Genomic DNA, 17,084 nt, shown 5'->3' with positions numbered 1-17,084 from the left:
TGATGCGAGGCCAGCAATCGCGCGCCACGATAACCAAAGCGGCCGTTATCCTCGCTTGCGGCGTAGTAGGCGTTTGCTTCCCTTCAACAGACAGCTACCGGCCAGAAGCGGCGTTCGATCCACTACCTTCCTGCCGAAAAGCGAAAACCTCCCGATCTGTAAAGGCTAGTCTCTAAGGGTGCGCATTATTTCCTCTACCACCGGCTTCGAGTATTTCTCACTGGGGTCAGTTTCCGGTGGGTCATTACTGCGGATCCATTCACCTTGATCGAATGCTTGGTAAAGCGAGAAAGCGGGCTGAGGTATGTCGCTAGTCATGCCTATTTCAACCACCGCATTTATGATCCCGTTCATAACGCCGTCACAAAAATCATAGAGCAAAGATCCTTGTAGATAGCCTTCCGCAACCGCAACGGACAGCTCGTTCAGCACATCATGCGGTGCAACGCCGAACCTTTCGCAAATGGGGACTAGATCACCCAGCGTTAAACCGTCTGCTTCCGCTTTCACAGATAGTTCCTTGAGTTCGATCTTCGGTAACACCATGATCATGAGCTTCTTCCGGTAAGGGGCGAAGGTAGCGCTTACAGAGTGGCCGCACAGCGCTGCCACTCCGCAATTCCATGCTGCAATACGGATTCGTGGGCGGTCAACATCAGCTAAAGGCAATGTCCGCATTGGGTCGATAGCTGCCACTCATGGCGCCGCCCCAATCTCGTGAGCACTCATGGTTACGTAACGGCTCGCTCAAAATCACTGAGCGCCTGGTTGACCTTGTATCGAAGCATCAGCGATGCAGAAAGCTTAACCATAGCTTCGAACACGACATGCCCTGATTCGATCTCACACTGACCAACGCAACGCCCCGCATATTCGCCAGGTTCGTATGCGTAAACTGTGTAGTAGACCCTACCAGCCATTCGGTTCAATCCCGCAGTGATATGTGTGACCGCCCCTTCCCTCACACCTGATTCAGGATGTGAAAACTCCAAGACGTCTTCAAACGGAATGAACATCGCCGATGCGGACATCACAAAGAGACTCGCGATATCCAACGCTTCTTCAACGTTTCCAATCTCAGGAGTTACGTACTCATGCTCAAGAACATTTCGCATGTCTACGACTTTTCGCAACAGACTCGGCGCGAGTAGCCCCAAAGCCCTAAGACGTTCAATCTTCTTCGGCACGTTCCATCTGAATGACGGATAGCCAAAAGAGGTTAGCAATTGATCTAGCTGGCTGACAATGGCACGTTTTGCATTGGCCGTAGCGTTGACAAGAGCCGCCAATCCGCCCCGTTCAAAATCGTCCTCCGCCAGTAATAGAAACTCGACCGGTGTGGTCTCAAGGTCAGCCAGTCCAAAACTACCACCGCCTGACGCGACCGAACACTTGCCCATATCGAATTTATGAGCGAGGCAAAATTCTCTGATATCCATTTCGCTCCAGCCGATTGGCAATTGTCAGAACAAAAAGCAGTGTATTAGCGTGAATGCTCCATGGATTCCACCGACGATTGAGAACAGTGGGAACCATGTGGTTTTCGAAACGTACACGACGATCGCCCTCTGATGCTGCCGCTACTTCGCACCGGCAGCTAACGGCCAGAAGCGGACGCTCAGAGAACAAGTTTGTCGATGGGCCGAGCACCTTCTCTATCCATCGGCTTACTATGAGCCCGAACGAAGGAAAATAGGTATATCGAGTGCGCGCGATGAAGGAATTTCGAAATTGTTTACTGAAAGCGCGGGATCGTTGCGAAGATGACGAATGGGCTCTGTTGAATGCCAGAGAGGAGATCGTGAGGACGATGACTCCTGGGGAAGCTTATGATGCCCTCGCAGAGGCGGTTAAGCTTACGGAAGAACAAGATCGTCCTTTCTGCTTTGCGAACTGCTGCTGGCTTATTCTTGCTCTGGCCAGGAAAGCTGATACAACGCAGTTTCCTCCAGAAGCCCTTCCCATTATTTCCTCGCTCAAATCCAAGGCGAACCTCCTGCACGAGCAGCATGAACTCGAGGAGGTCCTCAAGTGGTTTCGCATTTGACAGTAGATTGAATACTTATCCGCATCTGCAAATGTCCTACTTTCTGAGCGACTGCTTTGGGTCGATTGCTGTCACTCAATGAAAGTGGAAAAGCCTTGAGATCAAGCGTGCGGCTTTATCACCGTCAGCCTCGTACAGATCGTGTAATCCGACCTGATCGGTGAGTTTGTGTAGATTAAAGTGGTTGTAAAACGCTTGGCCCAGTCGCTGACGCTCGAAGCTTCCTTGACTCCAAAGCCGGACGAACTCCTCATAAGCGGCGCGTTCGATCTGTAACGCGGAGTCATTTCCCATTTCAGGTTCCTATCATCAGACGGACTCGAGCGTACTAGCTGCCTATCAACCCTTCCAGCTCGGCGTTTCCAATTAGACAGTCAGCTATCGGCCGATTCTGTTGAAAAAGTCGACCATGGTTTCCACGGTATAAAGGTACGGGTCTGAGCTTGAAGTCTTTGCTTTGAGCAGAGGGTTCCGGGTCAGATTTCGCGTAGATGCGCGCAAAAATGGCATTTTCCGCACTCAGTACATGCGCAGCTTGGAAGGACCGACTTTTTCAACACAGTCGGCCAAAACCAGCCGTTCTCAGGGGGTTGAGCACCTTGTCGGAAGAAAAAGGCATCGCGGTTCTGTGCATGCCGACACGTGGGTGCATGACCCAGAGACATTTGCCTTGGGCATGCTTGGGGGATAATGGTGCAGTCGAGTATAAGATGCACGATTGGACGCCATTAACTCTGGCCATCAGGATCACGTTCATTCGATCGATTTCGCGCTGCGGGGCAGCTCGGGAGTCGAGGGTCAGCAATCAAAAAAGCCAAAAACCGTTAAATTAGGTAACCCATTGATTTATGGAAGATAAAACGAATTTAACCGTCAGCAAGGCTCCGGAAATAATGAGCGATCATTCGACCGAACCGTCGAACAGCGCAGCGAACCTGGCCGAAACCCTCGAACAGCCCGGCATCGAACACAAGAACACCGAACCGAAAGCAGGTGAACACAAAGACGCAGCCCCACACGCGGCGCCGACGAGCAACCCTGCGCAACAACGCCAGCGTGCGATTCACCTCGCTCAGGCCGTGCGTCATGAGTTGCAAAAGGCGGTAATCGGTCAGGACGCGGTCATCGACGATGTGCTGACCGCGTTGATCGGTGGTGGCCATGTCCTGCTGGAGGGCGTTCCCGGACTCGGAAAAACCTTGTTGGTGCGCGCCCTCGCCCGCTGCTTTGGCGGTGAGTTCGCACGCATCCAGTTCACGCCCGACTTAATGCCCAGCGATGTCACCGGCCATGCGGTCTACGACATGCAGACCGAGCAGTTCAAACTGCGCAAAGGCCCGTTGTTCACCCACCTGCTGCTGGCTGACGAGATCAACCGCGCCCCGGCGAAAACCCAGGCGGCGCTGCTCGAAGCAATGCAGGAGCGTCAGGTCACCCTCGAGGGCCGCGCCCTGCCGGTGCCGCAGCCGTTCATGGTGCTGGCCACTCAGAACCCCATCGAACAAGAAGGCACCTACCCGCTGCCTGAAGCCGAGCTCGACCGCTTCATGCTCAAGCTGCGCATGGATTATCCACAGGCCGAGCAGGAACTGGACATGGTGCGTCAGGTGACGCGTTCGACGCGCTCGGACATGCTGGACGTCCAGCCGCTACGGACCTTGATGCAGGCGAAGGATGTACAGGCGCTGCAACGCATCGCCAGCGATCTGCCGGTGGACGAACAGGTGCTCGACTATGCCGTGCGTCTGGCTCGCGCCACGCGTACGTGGCCGGGCCTGACACTCGGCGCCGGCCCTCGCGCCTCGATTGCACTGGTCCGTGGCGGACGTGCCCGGGCGCTGTTGCGCGGCGGCGAGTTTGTGGTCCCCGATGACATCAAGGGCTGCGCGCTGGCGGTCCTGCGCCACCGTGTCAGGTTGTCGCCCGAGCTCGACATCGAGGGCATGTCGGTGGATCAAGTGCTCAAGCAGTTGCTCGATCAGGTCCCGGCGCCGCGCCAATGAAACAACTGCTCAAGCCGTCGACCCGGCTGCTGGCGTGGCTTGCCGTGCTGGCAGGCTTCGCCGTGTTGTTGGGCATTCTCCAGTCGCTGGGCCGCGGTCCGACGGTAAAACTCGACGGCCTGTTCTGGGCACTGCTCTGCGTAATGGGCGCACTGGCCGCACTGGATGCATGGTGGGTCGGGCGTTTACCGTCACCCCGCCTGCAACGCCACCTGCCCGGCAGTCTGGCGCTCGGCCGCTGGAGCGACGTGCGCATCGACATCGAGCACGCGTCACTGCGCGCCCTGCCGATGAGCGTGTTTGATCATGGGCCTGAGGGTCCTGGCAATCGTTGCGAGGTCGAACACCTGCCGCAGGAGATCGTGCTGCGTCCCCAGCGCAAGGCTCAGGTGACCTACCGGCTGCGCCCCACGAGCCGTGGCCATTTCACCTTCGAACGGATCGAAATCCAGCTCCGCAGCCCGCTGCGCTTGTGGCTCTCGCGACGTTACCTGCCGGTCACACACTCAGCACGGGTCTATCCGGATTTCGCACGGCTGCACAACGGGCAATTACTGGCGGTGGATAACTGGTTGAGCCAGATCGGCATTCGTCAGCGCCAGCGCCGGGGGCTGGGTCTGGAATTCAACCAGCTGCGTGAGTTTCGCGAGGGCGACAGCCTGCGGCAGATCGACTGGAAAGCGACGGCGCGTCAACGCACGCCGATTGCGCGGGAATATCAGGACGAGCGCGACCAACAGATCGTTTTCCTGTTCGACTGCGGACGCCGGATGCGCAGCCAGGATGGCGAGCTGACGCATTTCGATCACGCCCTCAACGCCTGCCTGCTGCTCGGTTACATCGCGCTGCGTCAGGGCGATGCCGTGGGTGTGTCGACCTTTGCCGCCGAGCAGAATCGCCACTTGTCCCCCGTCAAAGGGGCGGCACACTTGAATGTGCTGCTCAACCACGTGTACGACCTTGACAGTACTCAGCACCCCGCCGACTACGGCGCGGCCATCCGGCAGCTGTTGGTCAGGCAAAAACGTCGCGCGCTGGTGGTGCTGATCACGAACCTGCGCGACGAAGACGATGAGGATTTACTCGGCGCCGTCAAACACCTGAGCCGCCATCATCGGGTCTTGATCGCCAGCCTTCGCGAAGAGGTACTGGATGAGCGTCGCCAGGCGACGGTGCAGACCTGGCAGGAGGCGCTGGATTACTGCGGGACGATAGACTTTTTGAACGCACGGGCAGGTTTGCATGAGCGTTTGAACGCTCATGGCATACCGGTGCTGGATGTGCGCCCCGGCGAACTGGGGCCGCAGTTGGTGAGTCGCTATCTGGGATGGAAGAAAGCCGGCACCTTGTGACAGGTGCCGCCGTCAGGCCGACGCTTCCAGCGGGTAAAAACTGAAGTAACGCTGCAAGGCCTGAATCAGGTGAAAGTACTCGGGAGGCGCCGCCTGCAATCTGAAACCCGAGTCGTAAACGCGCGGCGTTTCATCTTCCTGGCACCACAGGCAACTGGCATTGATGTCGATGTTGTAAACACCGCCCTTCTCGTCCGGCACCTTCAGACGCAGCTGGAAATCGGCGCCGACGAGAATCGGCAGATCGCTGATCAGCATCAGGCCCTGTTCCGAGACGTTACCCAGGCACCCCAACGGTTTGTCGGTGTACCGGTTAAACACCTGCAGGTAATACGGTAACTGGTGACGCTCGATTCGTCTTTCGTTGAGCATTGTTGGACACGCCCTGGAATGACCATTGAGCATGGTCGCGCTAGTGCATTGAGATTCGGTCGCACGTGAAACCACCAAGACGACGTACACAATCGAATCCACCTGTTCATTACAACAGGGACGTCATCTGACTCACCAGCCATAACCGAAGTCACTCATCCGATTATTCGAATTCGCGATAACGCCCGCGTTTCTATAACCAGAGCGCCCTTCGCTCACTCCTGTGATGAAAGCTTAGGTCCCTATGTTTTTTTCAGACTAGCTCAGACTCACAGAACATCCACCCGAAAAAGTGACCGTCAATCCATTCGGGTGTAACTACAGTGAAGCAGGTCGCGGGACAGCAGGCGGTGCGAGGTTGTCGTGCCCCAATTGATGCAGCGTATCCAGACGGGCCTGCGCCCGATAGGCGTACTCGCTGGACGGATAATTGTTAATGATGAACTGATACGTCTGCACCGCATCGACGTACAATTTCTGCCGCTCCAGACACTGGCCGCGCAACATGGACACTTCCGGTTGGACGTACCGACGAGCACGGCTTTCGCGGTCCACTTTCGACAGGTTATACATCACCGCATCGCAGTCGCCCTTGGCGTACGCGCGGTTGGCATTATCCAGATGGCTGTTCATTGCCCAGCGGGTGCAACCGCTCAGCGCCGCCAGCGCCACTAATATCATCACGATTCGCATGAGAGTCTCCTGTGCTCTGCATTGTATCGGCGCATCGCGGCATTTCTTCAAGGTCGATTTGTCGGCCGCTACTCTGCCGATTGCCCAGTCGTGACGCGGCAAGGTAGTGCAAAGGAACAATGACTACAGGCCAATACAGTAGTAGCCTCTCGCTGCGCTTCATTTAAGGAGTTTGTGCATGTCCGTTCGTCGCACCAAAATCGTAGCCACACTTGGCCCTGCCAGTAATTCGCCCGAAGTCATCGAGAAGCTGATCCTTGCCGGGCTGGACGTTGCCCGCCTGAACTTCTCCCACGGCACGCCCGACGAGCACAAGGCTCGCGCGAAGCTGATCCGCGACATCGCCGCCAAGAACGGCCGCTTCGTCGCGTTGCTGGGTGACCTGCAAGGCCCGAAAATTCGTATCGCCAAATTCGCCAACAAGAAGATCGAGCTGAAGGTCGGTGACAAGTTCACCTTCTCCACCAGCCATCCTCTGACGGCAGGCACTCAGGAAATCGTCGGCATCGACTATCCCGATCTGGTCAAGGATTGCGGCGTAGGCGACGAACTGCTGCTCGACGACGGACGCGTGGTCATGCGCGTAGACACGCAAACCGCTGACGCGCTGCACTGCACCGTGACCATCGGCGGCCCGCTGTCCGACCACAAAGGCATCAACCGTCGTGGTGGTGGCCTGACTGCACCGGCCCTGACTGAAAAAGACAAGCAAGACATCAAGCTCGCGGCAGAAATGGACCTGGATTACCTGGCCGTTTCCTTCCCGCGCGACGCCGCTGACATGGAATACGCTCGCAAACTGCGTGACGAATCCGGCGGCACCGCGTGGCTCGTGGCGAAGATCGAACGCGCCGAAGCCGTGGCTGACGACGAAACCCTCGATGCGCTGATCCGCGCCAGTGACGCGGTCATGGTTGCCCGTGGCGACCTGGGCGTTGAAATCGGTGACGCCGAGCTGGTCGGTATCCAGAAGAAAATCATCCTGCACGCACGTCGCCACAACAAAGCGGTGATCGTGGCCACGCAGATGATGGAATCGATGATTTCAAGCCCCATGCCAACCCGCGCCGAAGTGTCCGACGTGGCCAACGCCGTGCTCGACTACACCGACGCTGTGATGCTGTCCGCTGAAAGTGCTGCCGGTTCCTACCCTGTCGAAGCCGTCGAAGCCATGGCGCGCATCTGCGTCGGTGCTGAACGTCACCCGACGGGCAAGACCTCCAGCCACCGCATCGGTCACTCGTTCACCCGTTGTGACGAAAGCATCGCGCTGGCCGCCATGTACACCGCCAACCACTTCCCTGGCGTGAAGGCGATCATCGCACTGACTGAAAGCGGCTACACCCCGCTGATCATGTCGCGCATCCGCTCCTCGGTGCCGATCTACGCGTTCTCCCCGCACCGCGACACCCAGGCGCGCGCGGCGATGTTCCGTGGCGTCTACACCATCCCGTTCGACCCGGCTTCGCTGCCAGCCGGCCAGGTCAGCCAGGCCGCCGTGGACGAGCTGCTCAAGCGCGGTCTGGTCGAGCCAGGGGACTGGGTCATCCTGACCAAGGGTGACAGCTACCACACCATCGGTGGCACCAACGGCATGAAGATCCTGCACGTCGGCGACCCGCTCGTTTAAGACGCTGCAGCGATAGCAAAAGCCCCGATTCTCGTGAGAGACCGGGGCTTTTTTGTGCGCGACGGTTCCGCAAATCTGACCGTACCGCCGATTTATCCGACCGAACCTATTGGAACGCGCTTGCCCGCGACCGGGCGCGCAGCGGCAATAAACCCTGCAAATGCGATCCCGGTCGCGCTCATCAGGCCTTTTCTACGAAGACATCCGCCAACAGTTGGTTGCGAGGCAGTCCGGCGATGTACAGCCGTTTGGAAAAAGCCTCGACAGTGACTGGCGAGCCACACACCAGTGCAACGGTTTGCCGGGAGGCCACGCGCACACCCGAAAGTGCCACCTGAACATCCGCTGCGTCGATCAAGTCGATCTGCAGGTGTGGATGATTGACCGCCAGCGCCTGTAACTCAGCCGCGAAATAATGTTCGCGCGCCACGTGCATCACCCGGATCGGCCCTTGGTGCTGTTGACGCACCGCCTCGCGCAGCACACCCCACAACGGCCCGAGGCCAGTGCCGCTCGCCAGCAGCCACAGCGGTCGCTCCTGCCAGTCAGCATCGTAATGCAACGCTCCGCCGCGCAACTCGCCCAATCGAATAGGGTCCCCGACATTCAGCGTGCGCGCGACGTCGACGAAGGCGCCAGGGTTGCGACAATCGATGTGAAATTCGAGAAACGCATCCTCGCCCGGCAGACTCGCCAGCGAGTAAGGTCGCGCGATGCCGGTCGCGGTCCACAGCACCAGATGCTGCCCGGCGCGATAGCGCAGTGGACGCTCGGGTTCAAGACGCAGGCGCAACACCGATGGACTGACCCAGTCACAACCGCTGACGCTGGCAGGCAACCCATCGCGCAACGGGTCGAAGATTTCGACACGCAGGTCATCGACCACGCGGCACTGACACGACAGGCGCCAGCCTTGCTCGCGTTTGCTGGCGTCGAGAGCTTCGGGAAGGGCGTCCAGCGGCTCACCGTCGATACAACGCACCAGACACGCGTGGCAACTGCCCGCACGGCAACTGTAAGGCACCGACAGGCCAGCGCTGTTCAAGGCATCAAGAAGGTTGGAACCGGGTGCGACCGACCACTGCCGTTCGCCTGCGCACAACTCAGGCATCGGCGTAATCCCAGGCACCATGGCAGCAGTTTCGGCCGTGGTGTTTGGCCCGGTATAACGCGTGGTCGGCACGTTGCAAGGCGCGATCCATGTCGTCGTCGCGCTCAACCAGCGTCATGCCGACCGAGAGGCTGAGCTCCAGTCCCGGCAGATCGGGAATGGTCACGTTTGCAAAGGCCTCACGCACGCGTTCGCAGCATTCGACCAGTTGCGCACGGGTACAACGCGGGATCAGCAACACGAACTCCTCTCCACCATAGCGCGCCAGAATGTCGTCCGAGCGCAGGCAGTCGCTGGCGGTTGCCGCGAACACCTGCAACACACGATCGCCCGCGGCATGTCCGAGCAGATCATTGACCCGCTTGAAGTGATCAAGGTCGATCAGGGCAAGACCTTCGGTGTAATTGCCATCCATGGTTTCAAGCTCACGGGTGGCCAGACGCAAGAAATGCCGACGATTGTACAGATTGGTCAGCTCATCGGTGGACGCCAGCTCTTCAAGCTGAAACATCATGCCGCGCAAGGTTTCCTGATGCGCCTGCAAGGTGATCCGACGCTGATGCATGCGCTGCCGCGAGCGTTGCACGAACCCCGCATACATGCACAACCAGCCCAGCACGATAAACAACGAGCACGTCTGGAGCGCGGCCAGGCCCGGGTCATTCAACTGGCCGCTAAAGGCATCCCACAGGTTGATCCCGGTAAACCCCAGCAAGGCAAGCACGGCGCAGCGTGTGAACACTTTGGGCGTAAGATGAAACAGGCCGAAAAGCAACACCAACACATACAGCACCAGGAAGGTGCCACGTGCGGAATCCAGATGGGCCAACAGAAACGTTTCCCAGCCGAGGCCCATCAGCACCTGGAATTCGGTCAGGCTGGGGTCTTTGAACCGGTTGTTGAGCCCGCCAAAAAACACCAGGCTCAGCGCGCCCTGCGAGAGCAGCACGGCCACGCTGGTCAGCCACACACCAAAGAACGTCGCGTGGTAATAACCGGCGCAGAACGCCACCCACATCAGCGCGATCAGCAACACGTAGGTGCCGGCAGCCAGGGCAAAACGCTTGAGTCGCAAGCGCTGGATAGATCCATCTATAGGAGGCTGGGTTGTCATCGTGTGAGGGTTCGTCCTGTCCGGCCGCTGGGGCCTGGATCCCACCGCTGGCCGAAGGGGCAGCGGTCGCTTCATTCATCCGGGAAGGTTGCAATGTAGAGGAAACGGGGCGTTTCGCCAACGCGTCTGTCGAGGCGACGGTCGTGCCATTCAAACGTGGGTATCGGACGCGTTGAATGTCGATCGGCTTCAAGCTCCGGTGCCAAGGCCTGATGAACCCTGTTCATCAACCCTGCTTGAACACCATAACTATGTATATCAACTCAAACGGTTGGAATCGGTAACCTGAGGCTCTCACACAACCACGGACGGTTAAAACATGCAGTTAAGAAACGACGCTCAATGGCTGAGCAAGTTCAAAATCGAGGTCACTTCCAATTCGAACAGACTCTATAGCAACGGCAATCAACAAATAAAAGTCACAGTGAGCCTGACACCCGCCAAAGGCCAGGAAATCAGCGATGAACAACTCAATAGCCTCTGGCTCTTCCTGATCTCGGACGATGGGCAATACCGCGACCTGGGCGCCGGATTTGGCCGTGGGGCGTACGATCCTGAGTGGGCCGCGCAGAACCCCGTTCTACCGGAGGACCTGTTCCGCGTCTCGACGGTTAAAGACCCAAGATTCGAGTATTACGCCGCTTCCGGCTCCGCTCCGGTGAACCTGATCGAATCCAGTTCGCGCGCCCGCTCCTTCTACATTTCTTCACTGGCTCCGGCAGGTGAGCGATACAAGATTTACGCCGCGATCACCAAGGAAGAAGGCGTTGAATACGCCACCAGCACCTCGATTTTCAACTCACACGCTGAAATAGAAACCGTCGCCTCTCCCCACAAGAAGCGGTCGGACTTCACCCTTGAGCGCGTTCACGAATACGAAGGCAAGTCCGGGGATACAGACGTAGACATTGACCTGTATTACCTGGAATTCGCCAATCGACATTTCAAGATTGTCGATGCCATTCCCTACGGCCCCAACGCCGATGAGTCCTATTACAACGACGCCCTGGATGTCTCCCCTTGGTACCGTGTTTTCGACGGAGTCTGGCCGGCACGTATCTACGAAGAGCATTTCCATTTCGCCTTCAAGCCTGGCAAACCTGGACATTTCAATTCCCATGACGCCTCCGTTGCAGTGAACACCCGGGAAGGCGCCATGAATTTCATTCGCCTGGAGTTGATTGGCTACGGGAGTGAATTCGCCCGGTACACCCGGACCTTTTTCGGACCGAGCCGTTGGGGCGTGATTGACCAGTACGGTAACGAATACGGCATTCAGATGACCCAGGAAAACGCGGGCAATGAACTGAACTTCAAGATGCGCCATTAACGGCTCGAGGCTGTTCCGCCGCACCCTGTCGACAGACGACAGGGTGCGCTCACTCGCCACCTGGCGCACCGACAAAGAGAACTCACATGTCCGGTATTCATACCCAAGCCACCCATTTCATGGACTGCATCAAGACCGGAGTCGATGCCCGCACCGGGCAATTCACCCTGGCGTTTCAACTGCCCCTGCTTCCCGCCAACCACCTGGCCGGCCCATCGGTCACCCCTACCCTCACCTTCGGCGTTCTGGGTTCCACACGTGACAAAGGATTCGGGCTGGGCTGGTCGCTGGACTTGAGCGAACTCAATCTGCACCAGGACGCACCGTCGTTGCGGCTTTCGTCGGGAGAGCACTTCGCGGTTGACCTCGACAACGCCACGTTCATGCCGGGCAGCGAGTTGACGCTATTGGATGCCAAGCTCAAATCGAGGCGGGTGGTCTGCGAGAGCGATTCGGTAATTCGGGTGGATCAAAAAAACGGTCAGACTGAAATCCTCACCCGACAGCCAGAAAGCGCCCGCTATCTGGTCACTGAATTGCGCAGCCAGGAAGGTAACCGCGTGTTCGTCGAGTGGTCGCCCTACGGCAACGACGACTTCATCCTCGAACGGATCAGCGACGAAACGCGCACCTTGCTGCACGTGCAGAGGGCGGATGACGGTGAGGTCGCGTTCACTGTTCCCGGGCGCGCAGAAGAGAGCGTACGCCTGCGGCTGGTCAACGATGCATTGACCGAAGTTTACCTGCCCGGCATCGATACGCCCTTCAGCATCCTCTATGAGCACCATGCGCTCGACCCGGACAACCATCTCCTGCTGCCGAGCACACTCACGAGCCCGTTGGGAGCGTTCGATTCCGTGATCTGGGCGACGGGCGAAGAAGGCCACCAACTCCCCGAGGGGGCGCCCTTGCGGGTATTGCCACGGGTGTTGCAGTGGACCCACTCGGCGGGCGAAACGACCCGCGAGCTGACCCGCACGTATGAGTGGTCCGGCGTGCACAACTTCCTGGGTTTTGGCAGCGATCAGGCATTCGACTGGCAGCAAGGACGCGACAACCTGTACCAGGTCGAGCAGGATTACGATTATCAGGTCACCGAAACCCAGACCGATCCTTACGGCAGAACGCTCTCGACCATCACCCGCACCTGGAACCGCTTTCACTTGCTCACGAGCGAAGTCACCCGCCGAGGCCATTGCGAGTTGCGCACCACGACCACGTTCGGCATCGCACCTGACACCGACTGGGAGGACCAGCCCGCGTGGTGCCAGCTTCCGCATAAACAGACCGTGACCTACATCGACCACTCGAACGCCGGCCTGCAACGCCGTGAAGAAACCGAGTATCGCTACGACGCATTCGGCAACGTCGTGTTCACCCGCTCGCCTCTCGGCTTAGAGGAGCACAGCGAGTACTACCCTGCCGAAGGTGTCGCAGATATCGAGGAAACCGAGGGGTGTCCGCCCAATTCTCTGGGCATGGTCAGGCACCTGAAGAAAAAGACCGTCATACCGGCCCGCCTGAATGACGGCACCTACGGCGGCGCGCCTGTCATCTCGACCACGTACCGCTACGCATCGCTGGCGTCGAAGCTTACGGGCGGACCTGCGTTTGTCGTGGTGGACCGCGAGACGGCGCGGGAAGAAATCGAGGGTCGCCTGCTTGAAACCACCACACAGACCTACATCACTGACGATGGCCCTCACTATGCCCGTCTTGAAAAAAAGGTCACCACGCTCAATGGCAAAGCCACCACCACTGAGTATCGCTACGCGCTGACAGAGGACGAACTGAGCACCCATGTCACCCTAACCGGGTTCGAGCAAACCGACCGGGTGCGCGCCACGCAAAGCAGTGCGCGGGCGCTGAGCACAGGCCGTCTGACCCGCGAGCGCAATCACGCCGGGGTTGTCTCCCGCTACGCCTACGACGCCCTCGGCCGTGTCACGCTGGCGGTCACAGCCGATGACAGCCGCTATGAAGCCCGCCGCACCTCGACCTATTGCGTGAACGACCTGGCAGCGCTTGAGCACAGGTCCGGGAACGAGAACCCGGTGATGATCGAGCATCGCCATTCGACCGGCCAACGGCGTCGACAATGGCTCGATGGCGAGGGTCGTACCGTGCGGGTGGAACTCGAAGACATCGACCACGCCCCTGACGTGTTTCGTGAGATTGCCAGCACTGTCTTCGACGCTGAAGGCCGAACGGTCAGCGAGACCCAACAGGACTGGCTGCGCGACCCTCAGGATCCTGCCGCAGTGACGGCACTCAGCCTCACGACGACAACGTTCTACGACGACTGGGGCAATGTACACCGGAGCATCACACCCGATGGCGTGGAAACATACAACGAGCACGACCCGATCATCCTCACCGTCAAGCGATGGCAACAGAACGGGACGCTCAAGGGTCCGCACACACTGACCCGCCATAACGCGGCGGGCAGCCCTGTCAGCGAACACCTGTATGACACCGATGGCCTCTTGATCCGTGCCAGAGAATGGCAACGCGACGGACTGGACCGCGTCACCGCGACCACAATCAAAGTCCCCGGCCAGGCTGACCGCGTCACGGCTGTCCAGCTCGATGCCTACGGGCGAACCGTCGAACAGCGGCTGGCAGACAACACGGTGGTGAGCTGGACCTACGCCTTACACAGCGACGACAACCACCCTGACACCGTCGCCGTGACGCCACCGACCGTGACTGAACCGTCATAAGCAGCGGCATTGGAGCATTTACGACACTCACCGGGAAAACGGCAACGCACACCACACTTCCCGGTGAACTGCACATTTCGAAGGATCGAAAACATGAACACGCCCATCATCATCGGCCGTCAGACCTTCGACGGTCTGGGTCGCCAGCTGTCTGTTGAAGTGGGTGGGCACACCACCCTGTTTCATTACCGCAACGACCAGCTTCCGCCCTCTTCCACGACCCTGGCCGACGACAACGACATCGCATTCACCTACGAGAAGGCCCTCAATAATCATCTGATGAGCGTCACCCCCGATGGCGAAGCCGCGATACAGATATCCCGCCACCCGGCATTCGGTCATCCCAGCGCCGTTAGCGGTGAACAGGGTCATCAAGCCTTCGCCTTCAGCGCCACCGGCCAACCGGCGCAAGACCAGTGGACCGTCGACGGGCAGACCCACACGACCCGCTGGCTCTATTCGTTCGGCGGCCTGCTGCAGGGCTTTGAAGATGCTCAGGGCATTGCTCACCAGCGTCAGTTCGACTCGGCGGGTCGGGTGCAGACCACACGCGTCGGGGAACTGGAAACCACCTACACCTATGACGCCCTGTCGCGGCCATTGACCGTCCACGTCAGCGACCCTGAAAACCGCCGTACCCTCATCACCTCGATTGAGTACGACGCACTTGGACGCGAGCACACACGCACGTTCACCTTCACGCAAACCGAAGAAGGACACCCTCCTGCCATCAGGACGATCACCCAGACGTCAGGCTATTGCGCTCTGGATCAGATCATCTCCCGACGCTGGACCGACGGCGATGCGCAAAGCGAACAACGCTTCGAATACGATGCACGCGACAGGCTGGTACGGTGCACGGCCGACCACCAGGCCGCCGCAGAGGATCCGTTTGGCAACCTCATCGTCGAACAGGCGTTCACCTTCAACGCATTTAACGGCCATGAAACGGTGGTGAGTCTGTTTGCCGACGGGAGTCGGGACGAAGCCCGCTTCAGCTACGCCGACGACGACCCTGTTCGACTGGTGCGCATCACCCACACCCACGCCTCCTGGCCACCGGAAATCACGCTTGACTATGACGCCTGCGGCCGGGTCATCAGCGACAGCCTGGGCCGTCATTTCAGCTGGAATACCCAGGGCCGACTCACGCAAGTCCGCACACCGGCGGGGACGTGCACGTACCGCTACGACCCCAGCGGACAGCTCACCGACCGCGAAGTGAACGGTGTTCTGACGCGTGATTTTTTCAGCGCGGATCAACTCACTCATCAGCAAACCGGCAATGACAGTGTGCAGTTGATCGGCGACCTGAACGCCTTGTTCGCCTTGAACAAGGTCACCGACGGCGTTCGCCAGACCCTGCTGATCGGCACCGACGCGCAGGGCAGCGTGCGTCTGGAAGCTGAGAACGCAGTGCGTGCGCGGCGCTACACCGCTCATGGTGCCGACAGCGAACACGCCGCGTTCGGCTACGCCGGTGAGCAGCGCGAACCGTTGTCGGGCCTTTACGTCCCGGGAGGAAATCGACCTTACGATCCAGTGCTGATGTGCTTTCTGGCTCCGGACACCGACAGCCCGTTCGGCCAGGGCGGGATCAACCCCTACGCGTGGTGTGCCGGCGATCCGGTCAATCGCGTCGACCCGGATGGCCACAGCTGGGTGAATTACGCCCTCGCCGGCGCAGGACTTGCGCTGGCGGCGGTGGCGTTGATTCCCGGTCTGCAAGCGGCCCTGCCCGCTGCGGGTGTCTTGATCAGTTCCGGGACAGGCCTGTTGACCACCGGGCAGATTGCAACGCTTGCCGCCGTGGCGCTGGATATCATCTCGCTGGCCACGGGGGCGGCGAGCACCGTGCTTGAGGCGACCGGGCAGGATGGTGCCGCGTCCGGCATCCTGGGGGGGATTTCCCTGGTCACCGGCCTGTCTGGCGCCGGGATAGGCCTGAAGCTGGGCAGCCTGAAACACGCGGGTGCCCGACAAAGAGCACTGGACATCAAGCACGGCTGGACGCCACCGAAGCCCGGCCGCCTGGGCAATGGTGAGTTGCTGGCCCAGCACACGTCCAGAGGGGTGGACGTCGGTTTCATCGACACCTATCACGGCACCAACCGGGTCGCCCTGCTCACCCATGGTGATCCCAAACGCGCATTGCTCATGGGCCCGGATGGCCACGTAGCGCGTGCAGCCGACATCGCACGCGACGTCATCGCGCCCCGCCTCGAAGCGCTCGGGGTCGGCGCCGATGAGACCTTCGTGTTGCTCTCGTGCTGGAGCGGAAAAAACGGTGCGGCGCTGGAGATCGCCAGGGAACTGGGCCGCCCGGTTCAGGGCTTCACCCATAAGGTGTTCGTGAAAGGCTTCGCCAATCTGCAAAATCCAGCCAACTCGTCGAATATCCCGAAGGAGGCCATTCCGTATTTTGAGCGCCTGCGTGCGACAGGAAATCCGCTCAAAGCCTGGAAGACCTCGCTGCGAGACGCTCAAGCCACGATCTTTCACCCTGACGGCAGCATGACCGCGGTCTGACGAGGCTCGCGAACCCTCGCCGTTCGGCGCCGCGCGCCCTCAAGACTAAGGTTTACCCTGTGGCAGGGTGTCGCGGCGGTGGGCAAGCGGTATACTGCGGCGCCTTTTCCTGCCGCTGCGCCTGAGCGTTAGCCGAGCCAAAGGCCGTTTGCGCGCTTGCCAAGCGCATCCCGTGCAAAC

14 protein-coding genes are annotated in these 17,084 nt (G+C 59.4%); 7 read left to right on the top strand and 7 right to left on the bottom strand.

Annotation, left to right across the window (positions count from 1 at the left end; genetic code table 11):
* Nucleotides 1-165 precede the first annotated feature (165 nt).
* Both BLS87_RS21850 and BLS87_RS21845 read right to left on the bottom strand, forming a co-directional pair.
* Entirely contained in the window at nucleotides 166-552 is a 387-nt protein-coding gene (locus BLS87_RS21850; protein WP_143024449.1) for a hypothetical protein, read from the bottom strand.
* Between the two features lie 179 nt (nucleotides 553-731).
* Nucleotides 732-1,439 carry a hypothetical protein gene (locus tag BLS87_RS21845; protein WP_074755544.1) on the bottom strand — a complete coding sequence of 236 codons (708 nt, stop codon included), beginning with the start codon at nucleotides 1,437-1,439 and terminating at the stop codon, nucleotides 732-734.
* A 275-nt stretch (nucleotides 1,440-1,714) separates the two neighbouring features.
* Between BLS87_RS21845 and BLS87_RS21840 the strand changes: the two genes are divergently transcribed.
* Nucleotides 1,715-2,047: a hypothetical protein gene (locus tag BLS87_RS21840; protein WP_074755542.1), complete on the top strand. Its 333-nt coding sequence runs from the start codon at nucleotides 1,715-1,717 to the stop codon at nucleotides 2,045-2,047.
* A gap of 75 nt (nucleotides 2,048-2,122) precedes the next feature.
* Here the strand turns inward: BLS87_RS21840 and BLS87_RS21835 are convergent, their stop codons facing one another.
* Complete coding sequence (locus BLS87_RS21835) at nucleotides 2,123-2,341, bottom strand: hypothetical protein (RefSeq protein WP_074755540.1); 219 nt, start codon at nucleotides 2,339-2,341, stop codon at nucleotides 2,123-2,125.
* Between the two features lie 599 nt (nucleotides 2,342-2,940).
* Between BLS87_RS21835 and BLS87_RS21830 the strand changes: the two genes are divergently transcribed.
* Both BLS87_RS21830 and BLS87_RS21825 read left to right on the top strand, forming a co-directional pair.
* Nucleotides 2,941-4,050: an AAA family ATPase gene (locus tag BLS87_RS21830; RefSeq protein WP_425262244.1), complete on the top strand. Its 1,110-nt coding sequence runs from the start codon at nucleotides 2,941-2,943 to the stop codon at nucleotides 4,048-4,050.
* Nucleotides 4,047-5,402 carry a DUF58 domain-containing protein gene (locus BLS87_RS21825; RefSeq protein WP_074755536.1) on the top strand — a complete coding sequence of 452 codons (1,356 nt, stop codon included), beginning with the start codon at nucleotides 4,047-4,049 and terminating at the stop codon, nucleotides 5,400-5,402. The genes BLS87_RS21830 and BLS87_RS21825 overlap by 4 nt, the downstream gene beginning before the upstream one ends.
* A gap of 12 nt (nucleotides 5,403-5,414) precedes the next feature.
* Here BLS87_RS21825 and BLS87_RS21820 read toward each other — a convergent pair whose 3' ends face one another.
* Together BLS87_RS21820 and BLS87_RS21815 are read right to left on the bottom strand one after the other, a co-directional pair.
* Nucleotides 5,415-5,774: a PilZ domain-containing protein gene (locus BLS87_RS21820; RefSeq protein ID WP_074755534.1), complete on the bottom strand. Its 360-nt coding sequence runs from the start codon at nucleotides 5,772-5,774 to the stop codon at nucleotides 5,415-5,417.
* 318 nt (nucleotides 5,775-6,092) lie between these two features.
* Nucleotides 6,093-6,467, bottom strand: a complete 375-nt coding sequence (locus tag BLS87_RS21815; RefSeq protein WP_074755532.1) for a tetratricopeptide repeat protein — start codon at nucleotides 6,465-6,467, stop codon at nucleotides 6,093-6,095.
* 178 nt (nucleotides 6,468-6,645) lie between these two features.
* Between BLS87_RS21815 and pyk the strand changes: the two genes are divergently transcribed.
* Nucleotides 6,646-8,097, top strand: coding sequence for a pyruvate kinase (pyk, locus tag BLS87_RS21810; protein WP_074755530.1), 1,452 nt, complete (start codon nucleotides 6,646-6,648; stop codon nucleotides 8,095-8,097).
* A gap of 181 nt (nucleotides 8,098-8,278) precedes the next feature.
* Here pyk and BLS87_RS21805 read toward each other — a convergent pair whose 3' ends face one another.
* Together BLS87_RS21805 and BLS87_RS21800 are read right to left on the bottom strand one after the other, a co-directional pair.
* Nucleotides 8,279-9,208 (bottom strand): iron-sulfur-binding ferredoxin reductase, encoded by a 930-nt coding sequence (locus BLS87_RS21805; protein WP_074755528.1) that lies wholly within the window; start codon nucleotides 9,206-9,208, stop codon nucleotides 8,279-8,281.
* On the bottom strand, nucleotides 9,201-10,322 hold the full coding sequence (locus BLS87_RS21800; protein WP_074755526.1) for a GGDEF domain-containing protein: 1,122 nt from the start codon (nucleotides 10,320-10,322) through the stop codon (nucleotides 9,201-9,203). Before BLS87_RS21800 ends, BLS87_RS21805 begins: the two co-directional genes overlap by 8 nt.
* Before the next feature lie 319 nt (nucleotides 10,323-10,641).
* On the opposite strand from BLS87_RS21800, the gene BLS87_RS21795 reads away from it, so the two are divergent.
* The 3 genes from BLS87_RS21795 to BLS87_RS21785 all read left to right on the top strand — a co-directional run bounded on the left by BLS87_RS21795 (nucleotide 10,642) and on the right by BLS87_RS21785 (nucleotide 16,904).
* A complete protein-coding gene (locus BLS87_RS21795; RefSeq protein ID WP_074755524.1) occupies nucleotides 10,642-11,652 on the top strand; it encodes a hypothetical protein in 1,011 nt (336 codons plus the stop codon).
* A gap of 86 nt (nucleotides 11,653-11,738) precedes the next feature.
* Nucleotides 11,739-14,375, top strand: a complete 2,637-nt coding sequence (locus BLS87_RS21790) for a hypothetical protein (protein WP_074755522.1) — start codon at nucleotides 11,739-11,741, stop codon at nucleotides 14,373-14,375.
* Between the two features lie 93 nt (nucleotides 14,376-14,468).
* Entirely contained in the window at nucleotides 14,469-16,904 is a 2,436-nt protein-coding gene (locus tag BLS87_RS21785; protein WP_074755520.1) for an RHS repeat domain-containing protein, read from the top strand.
* The last annotated feature ends 180 nt before the right edge of the window (nucleotides 16,905-17,084 follow it).

Source organism: Pseudomonas abietaniphila, assembly GCF_900100795.1.
Classification (GTDB): Bacteria; Pseudomonadota; Gammaproteobacteria; order Pseudomonadales; family Pseudomonadaceae; genus Aquipseudomonas; species Aquipseudomonas abietaniphila.
This window is presented reverse-complemented; position numbering and strand designations above follow the sequence as displayed.

What these genes read in the sequence shown, in the direction of transcription:
- BLS87_RS21825 (WP_074755536.1), top strand. Translation starts at nt 4,047, where the DNA reads ATGAAACAACTGCTCAAGCCGTCGACCCGGCTGCTGGCGTGGCTTGCC.
- BLS87_RS21790 (WP_074755522.1), top strand. Translation starts at nt 11,739, where the DNA reads ATGTCCGGTATTCATACCCAAGCCACCCATTTCATGGACTGCATCAAG.
- pyk (WP_074755530.1), top strand. Translation starts at nt 6,646, where the DNA reads ATGTCCGTTCGTCGCACCAAAATCGTAGCCACACTTGGCCCTGCCAGT.
- BLS87_RS21845 (WP_074755544.1), bottom strand. Translation starts at nt 1,439, where the DNA reads ATGGATATCAGAGAATTTTGCCTCGCTCATAAATTCGATATGGGCAAG.
- BLS87_RS21805 (WP_074755528.1), bottom strand. Translation starts at nt 9,208, where the DNA reads ATGCCTGAGTTGTGCGCAGGCGAACGGCAGTGGTCGGTCGCACCCGGT.
- BLS87_RS21830 (WP_425262244.1), top strand. Translation starts at nt 2,941, where the DNA reads ATGAGCGATCATTCGACCGAACCGTCGAACAGCGCAGCGAACCTGGCC.
- BLS87_RS21835 (WP_074755540.1), bottom strand. Translation starts at nt 2,341, where the DNA reads ATGGGAAATGACTCCGCGTTACAGATCGAACGCGCCGCTTATGAGGAG.
- BLS87_RS21815 (WP_074755532.1), bottom strand. Translation starts at nt 6,467, where the DNA reads ATGCGAATCGTGATGATATTAGTGGCGCTGGCGGCGCTGAGCGGTTGC.
- BLS87_RS21840 (WP_074755542.1), top strand. Translation starts at nt 1,715, where the DNA reads ATGAAGGAATTTCGAAATTGTTTACTGAAAGCGCGGGATCGTTGCGAA.
- BLS87_RS21795 (WP_074755524.1), top strand. Translation starts at nt 10,642, where the DNA reads ATGCAGTTAAGAAACGACGCTCAATGGCTGAGCAAGTTCAAAATCGAG.
- BLS87_RS21800 (WP_074755526.1), bottom strand. Translation starts at nt 10,322, where the DNA reads ATGACAACCCAGCCTCCTATAGATGGATCTATCCAGCGCTTGCGACTC.
- BLS87_RS21850 (WP_143024449.1), bottom strand. Translation starts at nt 552, where the DNA reads ATGATCATGGTGTTACCGAAGATCGAACTCAAGGAACTATCTGTGAAA.
- BLS87_RS21820 (WP_074755534.1), bottom strand. Translation starts at nt 5,774, where the DNA reads ATGCTCAACGAAAGACGAATCGAGCGTCACCAGTTACCGTATTACCTG.
- BLS87_RS21785 (WP_074755520.1), top strand. Translation starts at nt 14,469, where the DNA reads ATGAACACGCCCATCATCATCGGCCGTCAGACCTTCGACGGTCTGGGT.